The following is a 25,607-nucleotide window of genomic DNA, read 5'->3' as shown; positions in this document are numbered from 1 at the left end:
TGATTCAAAAGGTAGTGTTATTTTCTCAAACTGAAAAACTTAGAACAAGTAATACTTATTTACTAGCTGTTGCCCATGTTTCGGGGGTGAAAGTTTTGAGGGCGAGGGCGTGGATTGCCTCAGATTGTAATTGAGAATTTAAAGCACCATAAACTAGCTGATGTTGTTTAACTCTGGTTTTTCCTTCAAATTCTTGAGAAATAACGATCGCCTCTAAATGGTCTCCTCCCCCTGTCAAATCCCTTACGACAACCTCTGCATCAGGTAATTGAGACTGAATCATTTGTTTGACTTGTTCCAAACTGACCATAGATTCTACTGTGATTTAATGAGTATGCAAAAAAAATAAATAGCAAATATTTTCACTACTAAAATCTATTATATCACTCCCATCTACCAAGATTTTATGATTAATGGAGGTTGCGGACGGGAATTTTTTGACCATGGAGATAGTCTTTTATTTCTCCTACGGTTAATTGCCCATAGTGTAATAGGGATGCAAGGAGGGCGGCTTCGGCTTTCCCTTCACTGAATGCTTCGTAAATATGGTGGCAATTTCCTGCCCCTCCCGAAGCGATAACGGGGATTTCTACTCTCTGGGCGATCGCCCTTGTCAACTCCAAATCATACCCCCCCTGAGTGCCGTCAGCGTCCATACTGGTAACAAGTAACTCCCCTGCCCCCCTTTTAGCCACCTCAGAAGCCCACCAAAGAGCATCGATACCCGTGTTTTCTCTACCCCCACGCACATAGACATCCCAACCCGGGTTATCAGGATTTTCCCTCTTTCTTGCGTCAATGGCTACCACAATACATTGACAACCGAAGCGATCGCTGGCACGATTAATAAAATCAGGATCTTTTACGGCGGTGGAATTGATACTAATTTTGTCTGCCCCTGCCCTCAACAAATCTTTAACATTATCAAGGGTTTTGATCCCTCCCCCCACGGTTAAGGGGATAAAAACTTGCTCGGCAGTGCGATAAACTACATCAATGATGGTGTCTCTGCCCTCATGGGTTGCGGTAATATCTAAAAAAACTAACTCGTCTGCCCCAGCATCATTATATACTTTGGCTAACTCCACAGGATCTCCCGCATCCTTTAAGTCCACAAAATTAACTCCTTTTACTACTCTTCCTGCGTTGACATCTAAACAGGGTAATATTCTTTTGGCTAACATAAAATTTTAAAATAATAACTAATCGTTAATATTAATGTACAATCCACGGTGCATTAAGCTCAATGAAAAGTAAGGTATTAATTTAGGTTTGATCTTTTCTTTTCTACCTTTTCAATCAAATTGTTGATACTTTTTCCCCCGTAATGGTATCAAAAAATAGAATTTTGTCTTCATCTAATTGAACCAAAATAACATCATTAACATCAATATTATAATTAATAGGTAGTTGAAAACTTAGGAGAATATTACTGTGCAAAATCGTTCCTCTGACTAACATTTCTTTCCCTAAAGGCTCAATAATATCGATCTTAATTTGAAGATTATTAATAGAATTTTCTGGGGTATTAACTGTTATAAATTCAGGACGAATACCCAAATCCCAACTTTTTTTTGAATTTAAAGGAAACTTTTGTAAGATATGAGAAGATAGACTTAGAAACTGTGTTTCACCGATTAATAATTTTTCTTCGGTATAGGTAACAGGAATAATATTCATGGGAGGACTGCCCAGAAAAGTAGCTACCATACGATTAGCTGGACTATTGTAAATTTCCTTTGGAGTGCCTATTTGCTGTATTATTCCTTGATCTAATACTACAATGCGATCGCCCAGAGTCATAGCTTCCACTTGATCATGGGTAACATAAATAGTAGTAATACCCACCTGCTGATGGAGTTTTTTTAATTCCGTGCGAGTTTGTTCCCTTAGTTTAGCATCAAGATTAGATAAAGGTTCATCGAGTAAAAAGACTTGGGGTTGCCGAATAATTGCCCTACCTAATGCCACCCGTTGTTGTTGCCCTCCCGATAGTTGTTTGGGTTTACGCCCGAGAAGATGATTTATATTAAGAATTTGAGAAACAAAGTTAACTTTTTCTTCAATGGTGGATGGATTAACTTTACGCATTTTTAAACCAAAACCCAAATTTTGAGCCACCGTTAGATGGGGATATAGGGCATAGTTTTGGAATACCATCGCCACATCTCTTTCCCTAGCTGGTATTTGGTTTACCAACACATCATCAAAATATAAATTTCCTCCACTGATAGCCTCTAAGCCCGATATACTCCTGAGAATTGTTGATTTTCCGCACCCAGAGGGCCCTACTAATACCCATAATTCACCATCGGGAATTTCAAAACTAATATTTTCGACGATGGTAGTTTGATTGATTTTTCGGCTAATGTTATCTAGTTTTACTTTCGCCATTTTATAATAAAAAAGTTGTTTAATAAACGGTCAAAAATCTATGGCAATTTTGGTAACGGGGGGCGCTGGTTATATTGGTTCTCATACGGTAAAGTTATTGAAAGATCAAGGATATGAGTTAATTGTTTTAGATAATCTAGTCTATGGTCATCAAGATATAGCAGAAAAACTTGACGTTAATCTTATTATAGGGGATTTGGGCGATCGCCCCTTACTAGATAAACTATTCCAAGAATATGCCATCGAAGGGGTAATCCATTTCGCCGCCTATGCCTATGTAGAGGAATCCATGAAAAACCCCGCCAAATATTATCAAAATAACGTAGTATCCACTCTCAACCTCCTCGAAGCCATGGAATCAGCAGGGGTGAGAAAGATGGTATTTTCTTCCACCTGTGCCAGTTATGGAATGCCCGAAATGATTCCCATTCCCGAAACCCACCCCCAAAATCCTATCAATACCTATGGTTATACCAAATTAGTCATTGAGAAAATGTTGGCAGACTTTCAACGAGCCTATGGTTGGGAATATGTAGCCTTTCGTTATTTCAACGCCGCAGGGGCAGATCCTGATGGTATGATTGGGGAAGATCATCATCCAGAAACCCACCTTATTCCCCTGGTTTTATACACAGCCCTAGGGAAAAGAGATACTATCACCATTTTTGGGGATGATTATGATACCCCCGATGGTACTTGTATTCGGGATTATATCCACGTTACCGACTTAGCCCAAGCCCACCTTTTAGGGTTAGATTATTTATTACAGGGGGGCAAAAGTGACATCTTTAACCTTGGGAATGGTAGTGGTTTTTCCGTCAAAGAAGTTATTGAGGCTACTAAAAAAGTTACCCAACGAGATTTTAAAGTGGTAAAGGGCGATCGTCGAGTGGGAGATCCACCTATACTGGTAGGAAGTAGTGCTAAAGCCCATAAAATCCTTAATTGGCAACCCCAATACCCCGACATTGAAACCATCATCCACCACGCATGGCAATGGCATCAGCAAAGACACGGGTTAGGGATTAGGGATTAGTTAATTTACTGAGTTTGTTTCTCACTACTCATTACCCATTACCCATTTCCCACTTTTTCAGCAAATTCTAATTACTGAGAATTAACTAAATTGCGGAAGTCTTCCCCTCGTTCCTCAAAACTGTTATATTGATCAAAACTAGCACAGGCAGGGGAAAGTAACACCACCTTCGAGCAGGTTTCCTTCGCTAACTCTTGGGCTTTAACAATGGCATTACCCATATCACCCACTTTATAAAAATAGTTATACCCTTCCTCTTCTAAACGAGAGGCAAACAAATCCGAGGCTTCCCCTATCAGTAATACCGCTTTACACTTCTGCTTAATGACATTAATCCAAGCCTTGTCATCCCCTTCCTTGGCTTTTCCTCCAGCGATGAGAATAACGGGAGATGCTACAGACTCTAAGCCCACTTGGGCGGCATCATAATTAGTTGCTTTACTATCATTAATGTAATCAACTCCGTCAATGGTTTTGATTAACTCTAGGCGATGGACTACCCCAGAAAAAGAAGTGATGGTATGGGCGATCGCACTTTTGCTCACCCCTGCTAATTTAGCCGCCGCCACCGCCAATAATAGATTTTGTTGATTATGACTTCCCACCATTTTAAACAGTGATACGGGGGCAATCAATTCCCCAAAAGCCACAATCCAGCTATCTTGAAGAAAAACTCCCCGACTTTCATCCCCCAGTAAAAAATCTTTTCCCCTTACACTCGTCCAATAAGCATTTTTCCAATCCCTTTCCAAACCTAAATTGCGTATATAGGCATCATCACCATTAAAAATTTTGCTCTGGGAACGTTCCAAAAGTTGAGCTTTAATGGAACAATAGTTATTCAGGGTTTTATGACGCTCTAAATGATCAGGAGTAAAAGTAGTCCATATTCCTATTTTAGGGGCTAACTCCACACTGGATTCAATTTGATAACTACTAATTTCTGCCACTACCCATTCAGGGGAATTATCCAAAGATTCTAAGGCCAACTCCGAAGCAGCATAACCGATATTACCACAGGCACAGACGTTGATCTTACCAGCCTTCAACATCGCTTCTATTAAAGCAGTGGTGGTAGTTTTACCATTCGTGCCAGTAATGCCAATCCAAGGAGATGAGTTGAGATAACGCCATGCCAATTCCATCTCACCAATGGTAGGAATTCCTTTTGCCCTTGCTTCTTGCAAAATAGGAATATCCCAAGGCACTCCGGGGCTAACTACAATCAATTCGGGAAGGTTATGGGGATTTAGAGGGAGATTTTGCCCTAACGCAACGGTAATGTTTTCTTCGGCTAAGTTGTGTTTAATTTGACGAAAACTATCAGATTCACGGGCATCATATATGGTTACTTCTTTGCCTACTTTTCTGAGTAACTTTGCAGCGCCGATACCTGATTTGCCTAAACCGATAATCTCTACTTTTCCCATGCAAGTGATAATGGTACGATGTCAATTTATGATCGTATCATTTTATCTGACTTTTTTTCTATTTTTCTCCCATGCCCTTTGGGCTTCTTTTGTCCATTTTTTGATGCGTAAATCGAGGGAATATCCTCTTTTTGTTTGCACTATGATAGTGTTAGAAATGCGATCGTGTAGTGCTTGATTATAGTCTTCGTCGGTAAGGGCTGTAAAACCATCAATAATTATAGGGATGAGAAATAATAATAAGGAAATAAAGTTTTGAAAGTTTATTTTTAGCCCTATCATTGCCAAAAATGAAACTATACTAATAATTCCTTCTCTTTTTGTGAGGCTAAGAAGAGATGGGCGACGGCTTAATTCTGCATCAATTATTTTTAAGTCAAAAGCCCACCTTCCTAAACTTTGACCTTGATTTTTGTCCACCACAATCACCCTTAAAACTAACCATAGGAGTACAAAAACAAGAAATTCTGCGAAAACATTGGTAACAAGGGAAGAAATTAACCAGACTAAAATGAAGTCAACCAAAAAAGCGTATGTTCTTCTTTCGGGGGGGGCTTTAGGTTTTCTCTTGATCAGAGATTCTTCTTGATACATGGTGGGGTTATTTTCGTTACTTGCCATGTATTTAGTATATGCGATTTTTCCCCTGTCTTGATAATTGGTAATCTTTATATTTTCTGACTGTTTCGATTTAGAGAAAAGGGGGTTAAATCCCTTGTTAAAAAATGAAATAAGATTGTGTCGGCGTTACTGAAAACTCGAAACCTTTGGCAAATATAACAGATACGAATACGATAAATAATTGACCACAAAAATTGTAAAATATTCCCAAGCCTAACTAAAAAAAATTTCAGAGCACCCTAGTTATGCTGAGGTTTTTTGTTGGGTTTTGTTGCCTCCACCCAACGGACAAGAAATTCTCCTTAAAATTTAAGTCCTTTTATTTCCAGCCTTTTTCAGCTTGGGCTAAAACGTAACTGGCTACATCTTCGATTTGTTGCTCATCTAAACGTCCTAGGAATGCTGGCATAGCTGCTTTTCCTTTATTTACTTGATATATAATTTTTTCGAGGGAATACATATCATATTTTTCTAGGTCTTCTTTTTGTAAAGTTTTGGCTGCATTTACTACATTTCTACCACCCATGTGACAAGCGGCACAGTTGGCACTAAAAATGGCGGCACCGTTGCCAACATCTCCGGCAAGGGCAGGGCTGGTGAAGGAAAAGCTAACGAAGGTTGTTAATAATAAGATTAGGCTAATAATTTTCTTCATTGTGTCTTAAGAGATTTTTTGTTTCTTTTCTTATTTTTTCTGAGTGCAACCTTTGCTGTCAAAAGACAATTTGTCAATTTTAAGGGGTTTGTAATTATTCTTTACAATTTAGGCACAATTCTCAGAACCATTAAAATAGTAATTTAGCTAAATTAATCATCATTTTAATAAATAAATTGTGGCTGTAAGACTTAATAAAGTAACTAAAATATATAATAAAGTACCTGTAGTTAATGATTTGTCCTTTGAAATTAAATCGGGGGAAATCTTTGGTTTATTAGGGCCTAATGGTGCGGGAAAATCAACGACTATCAAAATGTTAATCACCCTTGCTCTTCCTAGTCGGGGTACCATTGAGGTGGCAGGATATGATTTGGCAAAGTCTCCTGAAAGGGTAAAGCGTAATATTGGGGTAGTTTTGCAACAAACTAGCGTTGATGGGGAGTTGACGGTGTGGGAAAATCTCGAATTTCACGGCAGAATGCACCACATCCCTAACCCCGAGAGACAGGAATTGATTGACCGTTGGTTAGATTACGTGGAATTGGGCGATCGCCGTTTAGACTTAGTTAAAACCCTTTCTGGGGGCATGAAAAGAAGATTACAAATTGCCAGAGCGTTACTACACAATCCCCAAGTATTATTTTTAGATGAACCTACGGTAGGATTAGATCCGCAAACCCGTCGTCGTTTATGGGAAATTATCAAGGATTTGAACCGTCAGGGTATGACTATTTTACTCACCACCCACTATATGGAGGAAGTAGAATTTTTGTGTGAAAGGGTTGGTATCATTGACGCTGGGCAGTTGATAGAATTGGGTACGGTGGAAGATTTTAAACAAAAATATGGACAGGGTATCATGGTAACTCAGAAGGGCGATCGCATTGATTACCAATTTTTTCCCACCACTCAAGAAGCCAACGAATATGTTAATAATATTGAAGATAGAACAGGAATTATGATTCGTCCCTCCAACCTAGAAGATATTTTTGTAAAATTAACAGGACACCAACTTTAAACAGTTGCTCATTGAGAATGAATAATTCTGGGTTCTTCCCATGCCTCATTGCCATAACATCTAGTCTATAGCTATTTATGAAGAAAAGTAAAAAACTAATTCTGCCTCTATCTACCATACTACTGTTTATCGTGGGTATCATTGGTGCCACCATATTAACGCCCCAGTTGGGAAATTTGTGGGATAATGTCATAGCCCCTCGCCTAGAAGAAAGACCAGAATATCGCCTTGATGCGCCTTCTGAGGTATTGGAATTGGCGGATGTTAGTCCAGAAGACAGAAAAGCAAGATTAGAGGAAATTGCCAATGGCAGTGAGGCAAGTTTAGATAGGGCTAGGGCTAGATATTTACTGGCTAATGATTTAATTAGAACCGATTTTGACGGGGGACAGGCGTGGAATTATCTCAGAAATTTAGAGAATCAATATCCCATTGTTGCCCCTTACATTGTCCTACGTCAGGGCAGGGCATTGGAGTTAACTAACGATAACTTAAGAGCGAAACAGCATTGGGAAAAATTAATTAATGATTATCCCGACTCCCCAGTAAGTGTGGAGGGTTATTTTCGTCTTGGGCAAGAAGAGCCAGAATATTGGCAAAGGGCGATCGCCAAGTTTCCCCAACATCCACGCACAAAGGAAATTATTTACGAACTATTAGGCCAAAATCCCAACCAAAAAGAACTATTATTAACCATCGCTCAATATGATTTAAGTTCCCGTAGTGATGGCTTTCGAGACAAACTAACCAGTGACTATCAAGAAGAATTAGAACCAGCCCAATGGCAGATAATCGGTGATGGTTATTGGGCAAGAGGACAATTTAGAAAAAGTGCCGAAGCCTACGAAAATGCCCCCTCTAGTGCCGAAAATCTTTATCGTATCGCTAGGGGTTATCAGGTAGGAGAAGCCGAAACCCTTGCTATCCCCGCTTATCAAAAACTGATTGAAGAATACCCCAACGAACCTCAAACCGCTCTAGGTTTGCGTCGCTTAGCCACCCTTGTTTCAACGGATCAAGCCATAGGCTATTTAGATCAAGTGGCTCAAAACTTTCCTGATGAAGCCCCCGAAGCACTAGACCAAAAATTTGCTCTCCTAAGTAGTGAAGGTAGAGGAGATGAAGCTAGTGCAGTGAGAAATCAAGTTATTAGTAATTATCCTCAATCCGATGAAGCTGCCGATTTTCGTTGGCAAATTGCCCAAGATTTCGTGCAAAATAATGATTTAGTCTCCGCTTGGCAGTGGGCGCAAGAAATTGGTGTTAATAATCCCGAAGCCAGTATTACCCCCCGTGCGTCTTTTTGGGTAGGTAAATGGGCACAGAGTTTGGGGCAAACCGAGGAAGCCCAAAAGGCCTTTGAATTTGTCTTAGAAGAACATCCCCATTCTTATTATGCTTGGCGTTCAGCAGTTAGTTTAGGTCGTGGGGTGGGAGATTTTACTACGGTGCGAGATTTAACCTTTGAGGTGGAACTTCCTGCGGTGCGCTCCATTCCCCCCGGAGGTTCAACGATGTTTAAGGAGTTATATTTGCTAGGGGAAGATGAAGATGCGATCGCCCTTTTTGAAGCAGAATTATCAGATCCTGATAATATAACGGTTACGGAACAATTTACCCAAGGGGTGTTGAAACAACTGGACGGAGAATATTTACAAAGTATCAGTCTCATTTGGAGTTTAAGCACCAGAGAAAATCCTGATGATTTGCGCCAATGGCAAATTTTACGCCGTAGTCCTGAATATTGGTACGCTCTTTTTCCCATGCCCTACAAAGATTTGATTGTGGAATGGTCATCCCAAAGAAACCTTAATCCTTTCCTTGTTACCGCTCTTATGCGTCAAGAGTCGAGGTTTCAGCCCCTTATTCAGTCTGCGGTAGGAGCCACAGGGTTGATGCAGGTGATGCCTGACACGGGGGAATGGATAGCCCCTCAAATTGAGTTGGAGGAATATTCTTTGACTGACCCCAATGATAATATTAATTTGGGAACGTGGTATTTAGATTATACCCACCGCAAATATGACAATAACTCCCTCTTGGCGATCGCCAGTTACAACGCAGGACCTAGCAATGTAGATAGTTGGATGGAAAGATTTGATCTCAGGGATTTTGATCAATTTGTAGAAAATATCCCCTTTCCCGAAACCAAAGGTTATGTAGAAACGGTTTTTGGCAACTATTGGAACTATGTCAACCTCTATCAACCCGATAGCGAAACCTCTGGTTTAATTAACTTTGGCAATGACAGCTAAAGTTAATCACCATTGCCCATTGCCTATTCCCTATTGCCGATGCTCTGTTAAACCTTAATTCAAGAATTATCCCCATGAATTAACGTTCTCCGTGCTACGATCATTAGGTGATAGAGAAATGAAGAATAAGGAAAAACTTGAATGGAAGAATATGATAAGTCAATATCTTTTTTTGAAGGAAGAGATATAAAAATAAAAGTAGGGTTGTTAGCACCTCAAGCAGGAGGATCAGTATTAATCGAAGCAGGAGAAACATCCGTTTTCGTTACAGCCACTCGTTCTCAGGGCAGAGAAGGCATAGATTTTTTACCTTTAACCGTTGACTATGAGGAGAGATTATATGCAGCGGGACGTATCCCAGGAGGTTTTTTACGCCGTGAGGGAAGACCACCAGAAAAAGCGACTCTCACCAGTCGTTTGATCGATCGCCCCATGCGTCCTCTCTTTCCTTCTTGGTTAAGGGATGATTTACAAATTGTGGCGGCTACCCTATCCATGGATGAGAATGTTCCTCCTGACGTTTTAGCAGTAACGGGGGCATCCATTGCTACTTTGGTGGCTCAAATTCCTTTTGCTGGCCCCATGGCGGCGGTAAGGGTTGGTTTAGTAAAAGATGAATTTATCATTAATCCCACCTTCGAGGAAATTGAAAATGGCGATCTAGATCTTGTGGTGGCAGGTACTCCTGATGGGGTTGTCATGGTGGAAGCCGGGGCAAATCAACTTCCTGAGCAGGACATTATCGAAGCCATCGACTTTGGTTATGAAGCAATTTTAGAACTTATTCAGGCTCAAAAGGATTTAATCCAAGAGTTGGGCATCGAATTGGTGGTGGAATCTAAACCCGATGCGGATTCTAATGTGGATCTTGAAAAGCTCATCGCTGATAAGTGTACTGACGAAATTAAGAAGGTTCTTTCTAATTTTGACTTTGACAAAAAAGCCAGAGATGAAGCCCTCGATGTGGTTAAAGCTAATGTGGTAGAAAGTGCGATCGCCCCTTTACCAGAGGAAGATCCCATCAAGGTGGCCATTACCGACAATCCTAAACTATTAGGCAACCTCTTTAAGCAGTTGACCAAAAAACTAATGCGTCTGCAAATTATTGAGGATGGCGTTAGGGTTGATGGACGTAAACTTGATGAAGTGCGCCCCATCTCTTCTCGGGTACGTTTATTGCCCCCTAGGGTTCATGGTAGTGGTCTTTTCCAAAGGGGCTTAACCCAAGTCTTGTCCATTGCTACCCTCGGCACCCCCGGAGATGCCCAAGATTTAGCCGATGACCTTCATCCTGATGTGGAAAAACGCTATCTTCACCACTACAACTTCCCCCCTTATTCTGTGGGTGAAACAAAACCATTGCGATCGCCCGGTCGTCGGGAAATCGGACATGGTGCCTTAGCCGAAAGGGCGATCGTTCCTGTACTACCTCCCAAAGCAGAATTTCCCTATGTGATTCGAGTTGTATCTGAGGTGCTATCCTCCAACGGATCAACCTCCATGGGGTCTGTGTGTGGCTCTACCCTCGCCCTAATGGATGCAGGAGTACCCCTCACCAAACCCGTAAGCGGAGCCGCCATGGGCTTGATCAAAGAAGGGGATGAAGTTCGCATCCTTACCGATATTCAAGGCATAGAAGACTTCCTAGGAGATATGGACTTTAAAGTGGCAGGTACCGATGAAGGTATCACCGCCCTCCAGATGGACATGAAAATCACTGGTTTAGAGCTAGAAACCATTGCTAACGCCATCAGACAGGCAAAAACCGCCCGTTTACATATCCTCCAAGAAATGCTCAAACCCATCGGCGAACCCCGCAAGGAATTATCTCCCTTTGCTCCTCGTTTGATGACCATGAAAATTGATCCTGAAATGATTGGTTTAGTCATTGGGCCTGGGGGTAAAACCATCAAGAGTATTACCGAGCAAACTGGCTCAAAAATCGACATCAGCGATGATGGCACCGTTACCATCTGTGCTGTACAAGCCGAAAGAGCTAGTCAAGCCAAGCGCATTATCCAAACCATGACCCGCAAACTCAATGAAGGGGATGTATATTTGGGTAAAGTAACTCGTCTCATTGACATCGGCGCCTTTGTGGAAGTTTTACCCGGCAAAGAAGGAATGATTCATATTTCCCAACTAGCCGAACACAGAGTCGGCAAAGTGGAAGATGAGGTGAACATCGGTGATGAAATTGTGGTAAAAATTCGTGGTTTTGATAACCGTGGACGTTTAAACCTCACCCGTTTAGGTATTCATCCAGAACAAGCTGCGGTAGCTCGTCAAGAAGCTGAGGCTTAATAATTGGATAGGCAATTAGATTTAAAATGTTTTTTTGCCTATTTTTTTCTAACAATTAAAAGTCTAATTTTAAAGGGTTGAAAACTTTTCAACCCCTATTTTTTCGGTGATGATAAATGACCATAACGAAACAATTACAAAAAGGAATTAATCAATTAAATACAGGAGAATTTTATGCCTGTCATGACACCCTAGAAGAAATTTGGATGGAAGCCCCTGAGACGGAAAAAAAGTTTTATCAAGGTATTTTACAAATTGCGGTGGGTTGCTATCACCTTAGTAATGGTAATTGGCGCGGGGCGGCTATTTTACTGGGGGAAGGTATTTGTAAGTTAGCAGAGTTTGAACCCACATACTATGATTTAGATATTCTCGCTTTTACTGATGATAGTTATGCTCTTTTGATGGCTTTACAAAAAATTGACCCAGAAGAAACAAAAATATTTTATGGGCAATTGTTGGAGGAAAAGGGGAGTAATGGTCTAAAGTTACCTCAACTTCATGGTATTTAGGTAAAAAAGTGGAGTAATTAAGGGCAAGAGATAGTTTTTTTGTTTTAATTAATCATTATCCCAAAATTTATATTTTGGTCTGCGACTATACCATCTAATCAAGGCTTTACTAAGTAAAATAGGGTCATGACGGATGCTGAAGTTGTCAGGATTTTCACTCATCACGTTAACCTGTACGATTCTTCTGCCCAATTTTTTTACTTCCTCCCTGTCCAAATATACGGGATGGGAATATTCATTGGCATATACTCTCAAGGCATCGGCAGATGGCGATCGCCCTTGGACTAATACCGCATCGAATAATTGTACTCCACAAATGGTGTCAATGGCACGAATATGATCCGCCACGGTATAGCCATCGGTTTCCCCTGGTTGGGTCATAATATTACATACATATATTTTAGGCACAGAACTACGGGCGATCGCACTTCTAATTTCAGGTATCAATAGATTAGGAATCACGCTGGTATATAAACTTCCTGGCCCTAAAATGATATATTCCGCTTGTTCAATAGCCTTTAACACCGATGGTACAGCTTTCGGAAACTGAGGCTTACAACCAAAATCAACTATTTTTTGTCGTTTTTCGGGAATTTGTGACTCCCCATGTACCATAGAACCATCGGCATATTTTGCCCATAAAGTAACGTTATCTAACGTAGCAGGTAAAACCCGCCCCGTAATAGCCAACACCTTGGCACTAGCATCAATACCTTTTTCCAAATCATGGGTAATATCGGTCATCGCCGTCAAAAATAAATTGCCAAAACTATGATTTTTTAATCCCTCCCCCTCCTGAAAACGATACTGAAATAACTCCGTTAATAGGGTTTCCTCATTAGCTAAAGCGGCAATGCAATTACGAATATCTCCAGGGGGCAACACCCCCAACTCCCGACGCAAAATCCCCGATGAGCCTCCATCGTCAGCCACCGTCACCACTGCGGTAACATTACCACTATACTTTTTGATTCCTCGCAACAGAGTTGATAAACCTGTACCACCCCCAAGGGCAACAATTTTCATACCCTTATTTCGCTGACGACGATTCCACAACACATCAATCAACTGTTGATCATTTTCAGGTTGTAGGACATCTGTAATAGAACCAAAAGCACCCTTTTGTCCCCAGTATAAAAGAAAAATACCGATAAAAAAAGCCAGTGGCCCAGAGATATAATTGGGAATTACATTGGTGATGCCATTGAGTAAATCAATTAAAAACTCAATCAAACGATTCACTGGGGTTAGCTTTACCCAGATAGCCAATCCTAAGAGAGTGAATAGCACACCTAATAAACTGATAACTAACCAACGTTTTACAGAAATGCCTGGAGATAGCCATCTATACCAGCCCTTATTTTTTTTGCGATCGTTGTTTTTACCCATATCAGTTTATAAATTCAGTGGTGGAAGGCTTTGAGGATACTAGGGAGAAAAATCAACTTCCTTCCGAAACAGGCTTGGGAGCATCTGAAAAATTATTATCTTCAAAACTCATAGTAGCCGATAAATGAGAATCTCCCAAATATATACCTAATGATAGGGCAGTGCGCACCATAAAACCTTCAGGATCCACAGGAGATGGGCAGGTTTTTTCTTGGTGACACCATTTAATTAAGGGCATAATCTGCTCTAGGGATTTACTTTCTACGGTGCCATTTTGCCAAATAATAAGGCGATTATATCTTTCTTCCTCAATCAAATGTAGGGCTTTGATGCCGAAAAGGGTGGCTAAAATGCGATCGAACGAGCTAGGCACCCCACAACGTTGTAAATGCCCTAATATCGTTGCTCTAGTATCTACTTGGTCTAAACCACAGTAACGCTCATCTCCTGTGGCACAGAGGCGATGACTAGCTTCTTTTAATAGGTGGGCAAGGGTTTCGGCAATATAAGAATCCTTTTCCCCTTTTAATCCCCTTACTCCTTCAGAAATCACTATCAAGGCGAACTTGCGGCGATCGCACCTTAACTTAGCGATATACTGAGTCATACCATCAATAATATTATCGGTTAACTGGGGAGTCAATTCGGGAATTAAAATACAATCAGCCCCCCCCGCAATGCCCGAATGAAGTGCTAAATGTCCAGCATCACGCCCCATCACCTGCACCACCATAATGCGCTCATGACTAGCCGCAGTGAAAGTTAAATCATAGAGGGCTTGGGTGACAGTATTTCGGGCAGTATCAAAACCTACTGAACGTTCGGTAAATGCCACATCATTATCAATAGTTTTAGGAATTACCACCAAATTCCAATCACCCTTTTTCGCCAAATCATAAATAATATCTAAACTGCCATCTCCCCCAATAGCTATGAGGGCATCTAAACCCAACTGACGATAACCCGCCAAAATAGACTCCGTCACATTCTCATTTTTAACATTACCGCGACTAATAGAGCCTAAAACACTACCACTCATAAATTGCAAAACGTCCAACCCCTGCAATACCCCTGGTATATCATAGCCATGATCTTTTAATCGTAAATCTTCAATTTTCAGGCTTCCTTCCACAATGTCCACAAATCCATCTGTACCCCTAGGAATACCAAACACCTCCCAACTTTTTCGGGTAGCATACTTAACCACCGCACGGATAATGGCATTTAAACCAGGACAATCTCCCCCACTCGTCAAAATTCCAATTCTTTTTTTCTGACTCATATTTATTACATAGATTCACAGATTAAGATTATTGTAAGTTGGGTTTAAAAATAAAACCCAACAAAATTAACAACATATTGAACAAAAAAGAATTGATTGAATGAAGTTTAATTGTCCATTGTTAATTATTTAAAATGCTTGTATCCATTCTTTTACTTCATAATCTGTCCAAATACCATTCTGCCAATAGGGATCAGATTCAATCAAGTTTTTAACATTAGCTTCAGTTTCTGCTTCATAAATCCCAAATACCTTAGTGTTATCCTTCGTGGGGCCTAAGGTGATCAAAATTCCTTCTTCTTTTTGTTTTGCCAAACCGTCTAAGTGTGCCTGACGATAGGGAGTTCTTTTTTCCAACGCATTTTCACAATAACTACCGAATAAAATGTATTTTGCCATGGTTATTTATTGAAATGATAATCAGACTGTTTATTTTATCAATTAGTGGAGAGTACTTTTCAGAATATAATGTGTTTTCAGTAAGGAAATGCCTTTAGTTACTAATCTATCTCTACCATCAGCCTATTCAGCGCACCCTATTTATAAACCTTTTTCTTATCCTTTCAGTCTAAAGGCTCAAGAGTTTTGATAGCTCTTAAAATCAATGTGTTAAGTTAATGTTAAGTTTTTTAAACTTTATCCCCTCAAACAATGAAATCAAACACAAATAATCCCAGTCAAGGCTTCAGTATCAGCGGTGTTGCCATTCGCCGTCACATAGGTACAATCATGCTGACATTAGCACTAATGGTAATAGGTTTATTTTTCATAAACAACATCGCCGTGGACTTATTGCCTTCCATTACCTATCCTCGCATCGGGGTTAGGGTAAGTACCAACGGTATCGCCCCAGAGGTTGCCATAGAAGAGATTACTCGTCCTCTTGAAGAAGCATTATCAGCTACGGAAGGACTAGAACAAATTTACTCTCGTACAAGGGAAGATAGCGTAAGCCTTGATTTATTTTTTAGGGTAGGAGGCAACATTGATCAAGCCCTTAATGATGCTACGGCTTCTTTTAACCGTGCTAGGGGAAGATTACCCGATAATCTGGATAATATTAGGCTATTCAAATTTGATCCTTCTCAACTACCTGTATATGAGTTTGCCATGACATCGGAGAATCTGGGTGTTTTGGATTTAAGGATTTTGGCAGAAGAGGAAATTGCCAGAGAATTAACTATTGTGCCGGGGGTTGCTTCGGTGGATGTTTCTGGAGGTGTCAATGAGGAAGTAACAATCGAGATTGATTTAAGCCGTCTTCAGGCTCTTGGGGTGAACTTGAACACAGTTTTAAATGAGCTTGATTCTGCTAACCAAGACATTACAGGGGGAAGGCTTTTAGGGGAAAATAACGAACCTTTAACCAGAGTGGCTGGTAAGTTTTCTTCGGCAGAAGTTTTAGATAATCTTTCTTTTAGTAGTGGGGAAAATGGTCGTAGGGTTTATCTACGGGAGTTTGCCCAAGTGGTTGATGGTAGCCAAGACCAACGGGTTTTTGTTACTCTCAATGGTGTACCTGCGGTAAAAGTAAGTGTACAAAAGCAACCTGATGCAAATACTATCGAGGTGATTGAGAGTGTCAAGCAACGCCTTGAGGAGTTACAAAGGGGTACCATTTTGCCCAATGGCATTGAGTTTTTACCTACCCTCGATGAGTCGATTTTTATTGAGAATGCTATTGATAATGTGATTATGGCGGGGTTAACGGGTGCTGGACTAGCGGCGATCGCCGTTTTACTTTTTTTAGGCTCTCTGCGTCAAACTTTCATTATCGTAGTATCTATTCCCCTCGCTACCCTTGCCGCCATTATTATGATGCGCCTTTCTGGTTTTTCTCTTAACGTTTTCAGCCTCGGAGGATTAGCCCTTGGAGTGGGTATTGTGGTAGATAACTCCATTGTGATGCTCGAAACCCTTGTGGGGGGTACAGAAGAGGTGACAAAAGTTCCTGCCAATCGCAGAATTAAAAAGTCTGGTTTTTGGAAAAATCAAGTCATTGAAAAGTCCATCGCCAGTGCTTCTACAGTAGAATCTGCCCTCATTGCCTCCACTAGCACCAACTTGGTAGCGGTGTTACCTTTCCTTTTAATTGGTGGTTTACTTTCTTTACTCTTCAGTGAATTAGTGTTAACCATCAGCTTTGCGATCGCAGCGTCCATTGTGGTCGCCTTAACTATTGTACCCATGCTCACCTCCCGACTCCTTGCCGTGCCATGGAGTAGCAACATTAATAGATTCTTTGTCATTTATTGGTTTAATAAAACCTTTGACAAACTCAACCGACAATATAAATCAACCCTTGGCTTTTTAGTCAACATCCGTTGGATATTCGTCACCATCATCTTTTTAAGTTTGGGGGGAGTTAGCTTCAACCTCGCCCAACAATTACCCCAAGAAATATTACCATCAATCAACACAGGACAAGTTAACGTTAGAGTCGGTTTTCCCACCGAAACCACCCTGGCCACTAACCGCAGAGTAATGGCCTTAGTAGATGAAATCATCCAAGCCCAACCCGAAACAGAATATGCTTTTACCACCGCAGGGGGGGGGCTATTTGGAGCAAATACCTCAGAAAACGTGTTAAGGGGTTCTAGTGATATTACCCTCAAACCTGGTACAAATGTAGAGGAATTTGCAGGGAGAATAAATCGGGAATTTGCCCAGATGAATTTAGTAGATATAAGGATTCGTGCTTTTCCTGGTAGCGTTAGGGGGCTAAACCTCAATAACTCTCCCGTTAGGGCAGATGTAGATGTTGTTTTACAAGGAAGCGACCAAAACACCCTAGAAGAAGCAGGATCAAGAATTATTAGTACTTTAGATCAAGAAGCAACCCTATCAGACTTTACTCCCGACAGTGATCCTCGTCAACCAGAAGTAGTTATTCGTCCTAATCCCGCTCGGTTAGCCGATTTTAATCTGACAATCCAAGACTTTACCAACTCCCTACGCACCTCCGTGAGTGGGGTGACACCCACCCAACTACAAAGGGGTACTCGGTTGATAGATATAAATGTACAATTGGATTCAGACCAAGTTAGAAATGCTGATGACTTAAGGGATATTCCTATTTTTACCAACGATAATCGCCTTATCCGCCTTGGGGAAGTGGCAACCATCGAAACAGGGGAAGCCCCCTCTGAAATCCGAAGAATTAACCAAAGACAGGTATATATTATTACAGGCAACTTGGCAGAAGGGGCAAACCTAGGTCCTGCCCTCGATGAAATTGATGCCATTATGGATAATATTGATTTACCCCAAGGAATCAGAATTTTGCCTAGTTATGCTAGACAGAGTAATGATGAGTTACAATCTTCTCTCCCCATTTTGGGAGGTTTAGCTGGTTTTCTTGTCTTTGTGGTGATGGCAGTACAGTACAATTCTTTGATTGATCCTTTAGTGATTATGTTTACCTTACCCCTCGCCCTATCTGGGGGGATTTATGGATTATATTTCACCGAAACCCCTGTGGGTGCAACGGTGATTGTAGGAGCTATCTTATTGGTAGGAATTGTGGTTAATAACGCTATTGTCATGGTGGAATTAGCAAATCAACTATACGAAGAGCAAAAAGTAAATCCCAATATTTCTCAACCCAGTCGTCGTGATTGTGTGATTCAGGCGGCATCCCAGCGTTTACGTCCTATTATGATGACGACCATTACCACGGTATTGGGGATGTATCCTCTGGCTTTAGGAGCAGGGGATGGAGGGGAATTTTTACAGCCTCTTGGCATAGTAGTTTTTTGGGGTTTATCCTTAGCAACTTTGTTAACTTTATTCCTGATACCTTGCTTATATATGCTCTTACATGAGCCTCTTAATTTCTCTTTTGTGGGTTCTAAACAAGAATCTGAACCAGAGGAGGAGTCTGTGCCATCTGAGGAGACGGTTTTAACTTAGGCTTTAACTTCTCTCCCCTGTCATTTTTGTATCAACAAATCATTTTAAGAAGGCGGGGGTTTGTGCAGATTTAATTAAGAAAAAATAAAAAAACTTAAACAAAAGTACATTCTCCAGCCACTTCCAAACGACGATATTCGTCAATTTTAAGGAATTTATCCCCTAATCTATCGGCCACATCAGGGGAAATCCAGCCCATTTGTTTACATACATGGATAGCGGCGGCATATTTTGCCCGTCTCGCCCCATCTAATACCTTGATGGCTAATCCCATATCTTGGCTAATATTACCAATACACTGTAACCCTTCTGCCCCAGATTTACTAACCAAAGCACCTTCGGTAAGAGTCATAAATTCTGTATCAAAAGCCCCTTCCCCTGCTATCATTTGGGGATTGTGGGTCATAGCTCGTAAAATCCTTTCTAAATCAATATTACTACCACAGGCAAGTTTGGCATAAAGGGTAGCAATTTGGGACAAGGGTAGGGCATAGGTGGGTACACCGCAATCATCCCTAGCGGCCATCAACTCATCAGAAGGCATTGCCAACAGTTCAGAAATTTTCTTTAATACTAAACTCTGTATCGGATTTGAGCGATGAAAATAGTTTTCTAAACTCCAGTTACGTTGCTGACAGGCGGCTAACATTCCAGCGTGTTTTCCCGAACAATTATGCTGAAGAGGGCTATCTTTTCCCTCTGGTATAGGGCATTTGAGGGCATTGGGATCAATATCTGCTTTCCAAAGAATATTAAATACTTGTCTAGCTTGTTCTATGGTACCTTTGTGAGAAGCACACATAATGGCCAAATCTTGATCGTTGAGGTCAAATCTTTCCAATACTCCCGTACTAGATACCGCTAGGGCTTGAAAGGGTTTGAGGGCAGAGCGAGTGAAAGCAACGGTTTCGGGATCTCCTGCTGCACACAGGGTGCGTCCTTTATCGTCAGCAACGGTAACTTCTACTTGGTGGACAGATTCGACGATACCTTCTCGGAGGAGGTGTACTTCTAGGGGGGGAAATGGACTACGTTTTAATCTACTCATTTATTATTTTGTCTAATTTTGTGTGTCGATTTTTGCTTACATTAACCAAAATAGGATGATACCACTCACCATCAGGGCGATGAGTAATAAACCGCTTTTTTCTAATCTTTTTAAAACTGGTTCTACTTGATAGTTGAATATCAATCTGTCTCTATTATAAATTTCTAGGGGTTTTTCCCATACTTGTCCATCATACCAGCTTGATTCTTCGTAAACTATTTTTGTTTTCTTGAGGCGATCGCCTATATACTTCCAACCTAAGTATAATCTTACCAAAACAAGAGCAACGAATAAACCCGAACCTAGGGCGCTAGCAATAAGGAAAGGAAAAGTTTGCTCATCGGGGGGAAAACTAGCACTAGAAATGGGGGCGGTGAGTAATAAACTTAAACTCCAAACCCCTGATAATTTAGAAAAAAATTTAGTTTTGGGTAATGTTACCCACTGAAAAAACCACGATTGAGCTAATTCTTGATACTCGTTAACGGGTTGTTGTTCAACCGGTACAGGACAAAATGACATGATAATGAGTAATGGATAATTGATAATGGATAATTAATAACGGAAAAAATTAGTCATCAATTACCAATTGTAAATTATTATTACGTTACCCGTTTCTGCTTTACTTATAAATTTTTTGTGGCAAAAATATTACCGTAGTAAGATTGAATAATTGTTCATTTTTCATTGTTCATTATCGCTCATCCATTCGTGGTTGTCGATGGTTGTAGCTCTGCCCCAAAATGCTTCTAAACCATAATATTCACGAGCTTCGGGTAATAAAATGTGGGCAATCACATCACCATAATCATGTAAAATCCAATTACCCTCGCCTTTTCCTTCTACCCTCATAGGTTCGATGCCCATTTGGTCGTTTACTTTTCCTTCAATAGATACGGAAATGGCCCTTAGTTGGGGAACAGAAAAACCAGTAATAATAACAAAATAATCCGCCAGATATGATAATTCAGATACATCTAAAATTTTGATGTCCGTACCCTTGCGATCGTCCGCGGCATCAGCAATAATAAAAGCTAATTCTTTACTGTCAAAAGGTCTGTTTACATTGTCGGTGGGTGGATTTGATTGATGCTCTATTTGTAGATCAGATTTAGTCATTCAAAAATAATATACACTCTATTTTTTCTTATTATAACCATCCTTTGCAGAAGGTGAACCGTTGCTATAATTAGGAGATAAAATCCATTCATAGTGCCTCCATGAGAGAAAAAATTACCGCCCTCCAAGAAAATTTAGCCCGTGCGATCGTGGGTAAAGAAGAACCGATAAAATTAGTTATGGTAGCCCTCCTCAGTGGTGGTCATGCCCTGCTTGAAGACGTTCCGGGGGTTGGTAAAACCTTATTGGCAAAATCCCTCGCCAAGTCTATTAATGGCAGGTTCCAAAGAGTCCAATGTACCCCCGATTTATTGCCTAGTGATGTGACGGGGACGAATATTTGGAATCCTAGCAGTAGGGAATTTGAATTTTTACCAGGCCCTGCTTTTGCTAATATTCTTCTTGCCGATGAAATTAACCGTGCTACCCCTCGAACTCAATCATCTTTACTAGAGGTCATGGAAGAAAAACAAATTACTGTAGATGGTGAGGCTCGTAATGTGCCTAATCCTTTCTTTGTCATCGCCACCCAAAACCCCGTGGAATATCAGGGGACATTTCCTCTACCAGAAGCACAAATGGATCGTTTTACTATCTCCCTGAGTGTGGGTTATCCTTCCCCCGAAGAGGAACTTTTGATGTTACAAAAACAATTGGATAAGGGTTGGATAGGGGATGATTTAACCCCTTGCCTTTCCTTGGAGGATGTCATCGATTTACAAAAATCCTGCCAAAAAATTAAGGTAGCCCCTGAGTTACAAAGATATATTGTTGATTTGGTAACTACCTCTAGGAATGATGATGAGATTAGTTTGGGGGTAAGTCCTAGGGGTACGTCGGCTATGCAAAAAGCCGTCCAAGCCCTTGCTTTTATTGAGGGTAGGGAATATGGAACCCCTGATGATGTGAAGTTTTTAGCCCCCCATGTGTTGGCTCATCGTTTGATTGCTAGGGGGGGAAGAAATCCCAAGGTAATTATCGATCGCCTTTTACGTACTGTTCCTTTATCTTAGTGCTTTGGTGGGCCAGGCCCACCCTACTCCATGGTCTTTTGTGGCAACTCTATTTGAAGAAACTGCTTTTCTTTTTCTTTTTTTTCTTGCTTTGCTCAAAATCAATTTCTTTCACTTTTTTCATAATACGAGTGAAGTATTCTTGTAAATATTCTTCTAGTTTGGTAATATCATCTCTATCAACCTGTAATGTCTCATATACGTTGTCCATGGGGGCATTCATGGGTTTACCACCAGCTATTACTTCAGCAAAAGCGAGACGGTCTGAAGCGTTCAATGTCCAGCCAAAACAACGAGTCAAACCCCTTAAAAATCTTAGTAATCCAATAGGAATACGGGATACTTTGGCTTCTTTTCCTGATAGTCTTTCACATAATGATATTATTTCTTCTCCGCTCCAGGCGCGATCGCCCATAATAGGGTAAGTTTGCTTCTCAGTGCTTGGAATCTCAAGGGCTTTGATTACAAATTTTGCTACATCCTGACTATTCATATAAGCAATGGGAGTATTTTCTCCACTCACCCACACAGGCTGATTATCCAAAATAGGAATACCATACTGAGGAATCAAACCCTGCATAAATCCAGCTAATTGGAAAATAGTATAGTCTAACCCAGATTCTTGTAAAAATAACTCAGTACAATATTTAATATTCATCAAAGGAACATTCTCAAATTCCTTGGCATTAATAATACTGAAGAAAATATAACGTTTAATGTCAGCTTCTTGGGTAGCTTGAATTAAATTAACCTTACCCTGCCAATCCACCTGCTTAATACTTAATGAGCTTGTTGCCCTTGTGGTAGCCGCATCAATTACCACATCAACTCCCTCCAAAGCTGGTGGCAAAGTTTCTGCATCGCAAATATCACCGATAATTAAGTCGGCGCCCCACTCTTTCAAGAAACTAGCTTTGCTAGTATTTCTTACCAAACAACGTACTTGATAATCATTGTCGAGGGCATGGCGCACAATTTGTCTTCCCAGTGTGCCTGTTGCTCCAACTACTAATATTTTCATTATAATTATTAATTTATTTTACATATTTTAAACTTTCATTAAGATTTTATCAGAAAAGCTCTTATTTAATTTTTTTAATGAAATAGAGAACAGGGAATAGTATCGTTAGATATTTATCATTAATCATATTGATGAGATTAAATGTTGCCCAAATAACCAGCCCGTTGTCCAAGCATTTTGAAAGTTAAAACCTCCCGTAACCCCATCAATGTCTAACACTTCCCCTGCAAAATAAAGCCCTTTACATTTTTTACTTTCCATAGTTTTAAAATCAATTTCTTTGAGGGAAACGCCGCCACAGGTTACAAACTCATCTTTAAAAACTCCTCTCCCTTCTATTTTATAAGCTCCCCTTGTTAACTCCATGGCTAACTTTTCTAGTTCTTTTTTAGTAATTTCTGCCCAAATTTTATCATTATTTAATAAACTATAATCAACTAAACTTTGCCATAATCTTTTAGATAAATTATAACCATTATAATTAGTAACTTTTTGTTTAGGATGATTTACTTTTAGTTGATTTAATTCAGCTTTTATAACCTCTGGATTCTTCTGGGGTAGCCAGTTAATAATTAACTCCATTTTGTAGTTATTCTCATACAATATCCTTGCTCCCCAAGCAGATAACTTAAGCACAGCAGGTCCACTTACTCCCCAATGGGTAATTAACAAAGGGCCTTGTTGTTCTAACTTTTTACCTTTTTTTTGTTTTAACTGAATATGAACATTTTCGGAACTAATACCAGCTAAGTTTTTAATTCTTGGATCATTAATTTTGAAGGTAAATAATGACGGAGTAGGAGTTTTAATACTATGTCCTAAAAATTCAGCCCATTGATAACCTAATTTATTACTGCCTGTGGCAATTAAAACTTTATCTGCTTGAAATTCAGCCCCTGATTTGAGAGTGATGATAAACTGATTTTCGACTTTTTTAATACTTTTAACAAAAGTTTGGGTTTTGATTTTTATACCCAATGATTTGGCGGTATTGACAAGGCAATCAATAATAGTTTGTGAGTCATCGGTGATGGGAAACATCCGCCCATCCGCTTCGGTTTTTAATTTAACTCCTTTATCGGTAAACCATTTAACGGTGTCTTGGGGTTGAAAACGGGAAAATGGACCCCTTAATTCTCTACCTCCACGGGGGTAGTTAGTAATTAGTTGACTGGGGTTAAAGCAGTGGTGAGTAACGTTACATCTACCGCCCCCAGATATTTTTACTTTGTCTAGTAGTTGCTTGCTGGCTTCTAGGATGGTTATTTCTGCTTGGGGTTGATGGGTGGCGGCACTAATAGCCCCAAAAAATCCCGCTGCCCCTCCGCCAATGATGATTATTTTTTGATTCATTTTGATCCCCCCTAGCCCCCCTTAATAAGGGGGAAAAATAATTGAATATTGTTTAATCATGATTTAAAGATGACTGAATGACAGTAAAAATTGTCTGGTTAATATATTCTTACCAATGCTCATTGCCCATTCCCTAATCTACTAAATTACATTGTGCATGGTGGCGCATAAGATGATCACATAGTACAAGGGCAACCATGGCTTCTACCATTGGTACTGCTCTGGGTAGTACACAGGGATCATGTCTTCCTTTGGCGGCGAGGGTGGTTTCTTCTCCTTCTTTACTGACGGTTTTTTGCTCTTTGCCGATGGTGGCAGTGGGTTTGAAGGCGGCTCTTATAACGATGTTTTCACCGTTGCTGATGCCCCCCTGAATGCCCCCTGAGCGATTGGTGGTGGTGCGGGGGTTGCCGTCATCGTCAAGGTAAAATTCGTCATTGTGTTGGCTTCCTGTGAGGGTGGTACCTGCAAAACCTGAGCCAATTTCAAAGCCTTTGGTGGCAGGTAGGGACATGATGGCTTTAGCCAAATCTGCTTCTAGCTTGTCAAATACTGGCTCTCCTAGTCCTCTGGGGACGTTTCTGACGACACATTCGAGGGTACCTCCGAGGGAGTCTTTTTCTTTGCGAATTTCGTCGATGAGGTCGATCATTTTTTCAGCAGTGACGCTGTCGGGGCAACGGACGATATTACTTTCTACTTGCTCTTGGGTGACGGTATCTTGGTTGATGTTATTGGCTTCTATGTCTTTGATGCTTTTGACGTAGGCGATGATTTCTACCCCTGCTATTTGTTTAAGTATTTTCTTGGCGATCGCCCCTGCGGCTACTCTACCAATGGTTTCACGGGCAGAAGAGCGCCCCCCACCCTGCCAGTTACGGATACCATATTTTGCGTCATAGGTGGCATCAGCATGGGAAGGGCGATATTTTACCGCCATTTCATCGTAATCTTGAGATCTAGCATCTTTATTTCTGACTAAGATGGCGATGGGAGTGCCTAGGGTTTTACCTTCAAAAACCCCTGATACGATTTCGCATAAGTCTGATTCTTTGCGGGGGGTGGTAATCTTACTTTGCCCTGGCTTTCTACGGTTCAAATCCTCTTGAATTTCTTCGGCACTAATCTCGATACGAGGGGGGCAACCATCAATGACAACACCAACTCCGCCCCCATGGGATTCCCCAAAGGTGGAGATTCTAAATAATTCACCAAAGATACTGCTCATTTATAAAAAGGTAA

General features: G+C 40.6%; 22 protein-coding genes. 7 read left to right on the top strand and 15 right to left on the bottom strand.

The window, feature by feature from the left end; genetic code table 11:
* Positions 1–55: 55 nt before the first annotated feature.
* The 3 genes from AA637_RS02210 to AA637_RS02200 form a co-directional block, all read right to left on the bottom strand.
* Positions 56–310, bottom strand: coding sequence for a BolA family protein (locus AA637_RS02210; protein ID WP_446683706.1), 255 nt, complete (start codon positions 308–310; stop codon positions 56–58).
* A 100-nt stretch (positions 311–410) separates the two neighbouring features.
* Positions 411–1,184, bottom strand: coding sequence for an imidazole glycerol phosphate synthase subunit HisF (gene hisF, locus AA637_RS02205; protein ID WP_446683705.1), 774 nt, complete (start codon positions 1,182–1,184; stop codon positions 411–413).
* Positions 1,185–1,299: 115 nt separating this feature from the next.
* A complete protein-coding gene (locus tag AA637_RS02200) occupies positions 1,300–2,394 on the bottom strand; it encodes an ABC transporter ATP-binding protein (protein WP_446683704.1) in 1,095 nt (364 codons plus the stop codon).
* Between the two features lie 40 nt (positions 2,395–2,434).
* On the opposite strand from AA637_RS02200, the gene galE reads away from it, so the two are divergent.
* Positions 2,435–3,430 carry a UDP-glucose 4-epimerase GalE gene (gene galE / locus AA637_RS02195; RefSeq protein ID WP_446683703.1) on the top strand — a complete coding sequence of 332 codons (996 nt, stop codon included), beginning with the start codon at positions 2,435–2,437 and terminating at the stop codon, positions 3,428–3,430.
* Between the two features lie 71 nt (positions 3,431–3,501).
* Here galE and murD read toward each other — a convergent pair whose 3' ends face one another.
* The 3 genes from murD to petJ form a co-directional block, all read right to left on the bottom strand.
* Entirely contained in the window at positions 3,502–4,860 is a 1,359-nt protein-coding gene (murD, locus tag AA637_RS02190; RefSeq protein WP_446683702.1) for a UDP-N-acetylmuramoyl-L-alanine--D-glutamate ligase, read from the bottom strand.
* A 42-nt stretch (positions 4,861–4,902) separates the two neighbouring features.
* A complete protein-coding gene (locus AA637_RS02185) occupies positions 4,903–5,481 on the bottom strand; it encodes an RDD family protein (protein ID WP_446683701.1) in 579 nt (192 codons plus the stop codon).
* Between the two features lie 319 nt (positions 5,482–5,800).
* Positions 5,801–6,136 carry a cytochrome c6 PetJ gene (gene petJ / locus AA637_RS02180; protein WP_446683700.1) on the bottom strand — a complete coding sequence of 112 codons (336 nt, stop codon included), beginning with the start codon at positions 6,134–6,136 and terminating at the stop codon, positions 5,801–5,803.
* Between the two features lie 178 nt (positions 6,137–6,314).
* On the opposite strand from petJ, the gene AA637_RS02175 reads away from it, so the two are divergent.
* From AA637_RS02175 to AA637_RS02160, 4 genes are all read left to right on the top strand, one after another.
* Complete coding sequence (locus tag AA637_RS02175) at positions 6,315–7,157, top strand: ABC transporter ATP-binding protein (RefSeq protein ID WP_446683699.1); 843 nt, start codon at positions 6,315–6,317, stop codon at positions 7,155–7,157.
* Positions 7,158–7,234: 77 nt separating this feature from the next.
* Positions 7,235–9,412, top strand: coding sequence for a lytic transglycosylase domain-containing protein (locus AA637_RS02170; protein ID WP_446683698.1), 2,178 nt, complete (start codon positions 7,235–7,237; stop codon positions 9,410–9,412).
* A gap of 141 nt (positions 9,413–9,553) precedes the next feature.
* Positions 9,554–11,716, top strand: coding sequence for a polyribonucleotide nucleotidyltransferase (locus AA637_RS02165; protein WP_446683697.1), 2,163 nt, complete (start codon positions 9,554–9,556; stop codon positions 11,714–11,716).
* A 116-nt stretch (positions 11,717–11,832) separates the two neighbouring features.
* Complete coding sequence (locus tag AA637_RS02160) at positions 11,833–12,228, top strand: DUF309 domain-containing protein (RefSeq protein WP_446683696.1); 396 nt, start codon at positions 11,833–11,835, stop codon at positions 12,226–12,228.
* A 48-nt stretch (positions 12,229–12,276) separates the two neighbouring features.
* Here the strand turns inward: AA637_RS02160 and AA637_RS02155 are convergent, their stop codons facing one another.
* From AA637_RS02155 to AA637_RS02145, 3 genes are all read right to left on the bottom strand, one after another.
* Positions 12,277–13,617: a gluconeogenesis factor YvcK family protein gene (locus AA637_RS02155; protein ID WP_446683695.1), complete on the bottom strand. Its 1,341-nt coding sequence runs from the start codon at positions 13,615–13,617 to the stop codon at positions 12,277–12,279.
* A 52-nt stretch (positions 13,618–13,669) separates the two neighbouring features.
* Entirely contained in the window at positions 13,670–14,899 is a 1,230-nt protein-coding gene (locus AA637_RS02150; RefSeq protein WP_446683694.1) for an ATP-dependent 6-phosphofructokinase, read from the bottom strand.
* A 129-nt stretch (positions 14,900–15,028) separates the two neighbouring features.
* Positions 15,029–15,298: a YciI family protein gene (locus AA637_RS02145; RefSeq protein WP_069791961.1), complete on the bottom strand. Its 270-nt coding sequence runs from the start codon at positions 15,296–15,298 to the stop codon at positions 15,029–15,031.
* A gap of 252 nt (positions 15,299–15,550) precedes the next feature.
* Between AA637_RS02145 and AA637_RS02140 the strand changes: the two genes are divergently transcribed.
* Positions 15,551–18,811, top strand: coding sequence for an efflux RND transporter permease subunit (locus tag AA637_RS02140; RefSeq protein ID WP_446683693.1), 3,261 nt, complete (start codon positions 15,551–15,553; stop codon positions 18,809–18,811).
* A gap of 94 nt (positions 18,812–18,905) precedes the next feature.
* Here the strand turns inward: AA637_RS02140 and AA637_RS02135 are convergent, their stop codons facing one another.
* The 3 genes from AA637_RS02135 to rsfS form a co-directional block, all read right to left on the bottom strand.
* On the bottom strand, positions 18,906–19,859 hold the full coding sequence (locus tag AA637_RS02135) for an asparaginase (protein ID WP_446683692.1): 954 nt from the start codon (positions 19,857–19,859) through the stop codon (positions 18,906–18,908).
* Between the two features lie 36 nt (positions 19,860–19,895).
* The gene (locus tag AA637_RS02130) at positions 19,896–20,381 is read right to left on the bottom strand and encodes a CGLD27 family protein (protein ID WP_446683691.1); all 486 of its coding nucleotides are present in this window, start codon (positions 20,379–20,381) and stop codon (positions 19,896–19,898) included.
* Positions 20,382–20,543: 162 nt separating this feature from the next.
* Positions 20,544–20,978: a ribosome silencing factor gene (rsfS, locus tag AA637_RS02125; protein WP_446683690.1), complete on the bottom strand. Its 435-nt coding sequence runs from the start codon at positions 20,976–20,978 to the stop codon at positions 20,544–20,546.
* 101 nt (positions 20,979–21,079) lie between these two features.
* On the opposite strand from rsfS, the gene AA637_RS02120 reads away from it, so the two are divergent.
* Positions 21,080–21,991 (top strand): AAA family ATPase, encoded by a 912-nt coding sequence (locus AA637_RS02120; protein ID WP_446683689.1) that lies wholly within the window; start codon positions 21,080–21,082, stop codon positions 21,989–21,991.
* 49 nt (positions 21,992–22,040) lie between these two features.
* Here AA637_RS02120 and AA637_RS02115 read toward each other — a convergent pair whose 3' ends face one another.
* From AA637_RS02115 to aroC, 3 genes are all read right to left on the bottom strand, one after another.
* On the bottom strand, positions 22,041–23,012 hold the full coding sequence (locus AA637_RS02115; RefSeq protein ID WP_446683688.1) for an NmrA family NAD(P)-binding protein: 972 nt from the start codon (positions 23,010–23,012) through the stop codon (positions 22,041–22,043).
* Positions 23,013–23,135: 123 nt separating this feature from the next.
* Positions 23,136–24,365, bottom strand: a complete 1,230-nt coding sequence (locus tag AA637_RS02110) for an NAD(P)/FAD-dependent oxidoreductase (protein WP_446683687.1) — start codon at positions 24,363–24,365, stop codon at positions 23,136–23,138.
* A gap of 133 nt (positions 24,366–24,498) precedes the next feature.
* Positions 24,499–25,593 carry a chorismate synthase gene (gene aroC, locus AA637_RS02105; RefSeq protein ID WP_446683686.1) on the bottom strand — a complete coding sequence of 365 codons (1,095 nt, stop codon included), beginning with the start codon at positions 25,591–25,593 and terminating at the stop codon, positions 24,499–24,501.
* Positions 25,594–25,607 lie beyond the last annotated feature (14 nt).

Origin of the sequence: Cyanobacterium sp. HL-69 (genome assembly GCA_002813895.1) — a bacterium.
Classification (GTDB): Bacteria; Cyanobacteriota; Cyanobacteriia; order Cyanobacteriales; family Cyanobacteriaceae; genus Cyanobacterium.
The sequence above is the reverse complement of the archived record's forward strand: the minus strand, read 5'-3'. Positions and strand labels throughout refer to the sequence as shown.

Bases quoted from the DNA above. Each gene is read 5' to 3' on its own strand.
- AA637_RS02210 (WP_446683706.1), bottom strand. From the start codon at position 310: ATGGTCAGTTTGGAACAAGTCAAACAAATGATTCAGTCTCAATTACCT.
- hisF (WP_446683705.1), bottom strand. From the start codon at position 1,184: ATGTTAGCCAAAAGAATATTACCCTGTTTAGATGTCAACGCAGGAAGA.
- AA637_RS02200 (WP_446683704.1), bottom strand. From the start codon at position 2,394: ATGGCGAAAGTAAAACTAGATAACATTAGCCGAAAAATCAATCAAACT.
- galE (WP_446683703.1), top strand. From the start codon at position 2,435: ATGGCAATTTTGGTAACGGGGGGCGCTGGTTATATTGGTTCTCATACG.
- murD (WP_446683702.1), bottom strand. From the start codon at position 4,860: ATGGGAAAAGTAGAGATTATCGGTTTAGGCAAATCAGGTATCGGCGCT.
- AA637_RS02185 (WP_446683701.1), bottom strand. From the start codon at position 5,481: ATGGCAAGTAACGAAAATAACCCCACCATGTATCAAGAAGAATCTCTG.
- petJ (WP_446683700.1), bottom strand. From the start codon at position 6,136: ATGAAGAAAATTATTAGCCTAATCTTATTATTAACAACCTTCGTTAGC.
- AA637_RS02170 (WP_446683698.1), top strand. From the start codon at position 7,235: ATGAAGAAAAGTAAAAAACTAATTCTGCCTCTATCTACCATACTACTG.
- AA637_RS02165 (WP_446683697.1), top strand. From the start codon at position 9,554: ATGGAAGAATATGATAAGTCAATATCTTTTTTTGAAGGAAGAGATATA.
- AA637_RS02160 (WP_446683696.1), top strand. From the start codon at position 11,833: ATGACCATAACGAAACAATTACAAAAAGGAATTAATCAATTAAATACA.
- AA637_RS02155 (WP_446683695.1), bottom strand. From the start codon at position 13,617: ATGGGTAAAAACAACGATCGCAAAAAAAATAAGGGCTGGTATAGATGG.
- AA637_RS02150 (WP_446683694.1), bottom strand. From the start codon at position 14,899: ATGAGTCAGAAAAAAAGAATTGGAATTTTGACGAGTGGGGGAGATTGT.
- AA637_RS02145 (WP_069791961.1), bottom strand. From the start codon at position 15,298: ATGGCAAAATACATTTTATTCGGTAGTTATTGTGAAAATGCGTTGGAA.
- AA637_RS02140 (WP_446683693.1), top strand. From the start codon at position 15,551: ATGAAATCAAACACAAATAATCCCAGTCAAGGCTTCAGTATCAGCGGT.
- AA637_RS02135 (WP_446683692.1), bottom strand. From the start codon at position 19,859: ATGAGTAGATTAAAACGTAGTCCATTTCCCCCCCTAGAAGTACACCTC.
- AA637_RS02130 (WP_446683691.1), bottom strand. From the start codon at position 20,381: ATGTCATTTTGTCCTGTACCGGTTGAACAACAACCCGTTAACGAGTAT.
- rsfS (WP_446683690.1), bottom strand. From the start codon at position 20,978: ATGACTAAATCTGATCTACAAATAGAGCATCAATCAAATCCACCCACC.
- AA637_RS02120 (WP_446683689.1), top strand. From the start codon at position 21,080: ATGAGAGAAAAAATTACCGCCCTCCAAGAAAATTTAGCCCGTGCGATC.
- AA637_RS02115 (WP_446683688.1), bottom strand. From the start codon at position 23,012: ATGAAAATATTAGTAGTTGGAGCAACAGGCACACTGGGAAGACAAATT.
- AA637_RS02110 (WP_446683687.1), bottom strand. From the start codon at position 24,365: ATGAATCAAAAAATAATCATCATTGGCGGAGGGGCAGCGGGATTTTTT.
- aroC (WP_446683686.1), bottom strand. From the start codon at position 25,593: ATGAGCAGTATCTTTGGTGAATTATTTAGAATCTCCACCTTTGGGGAA.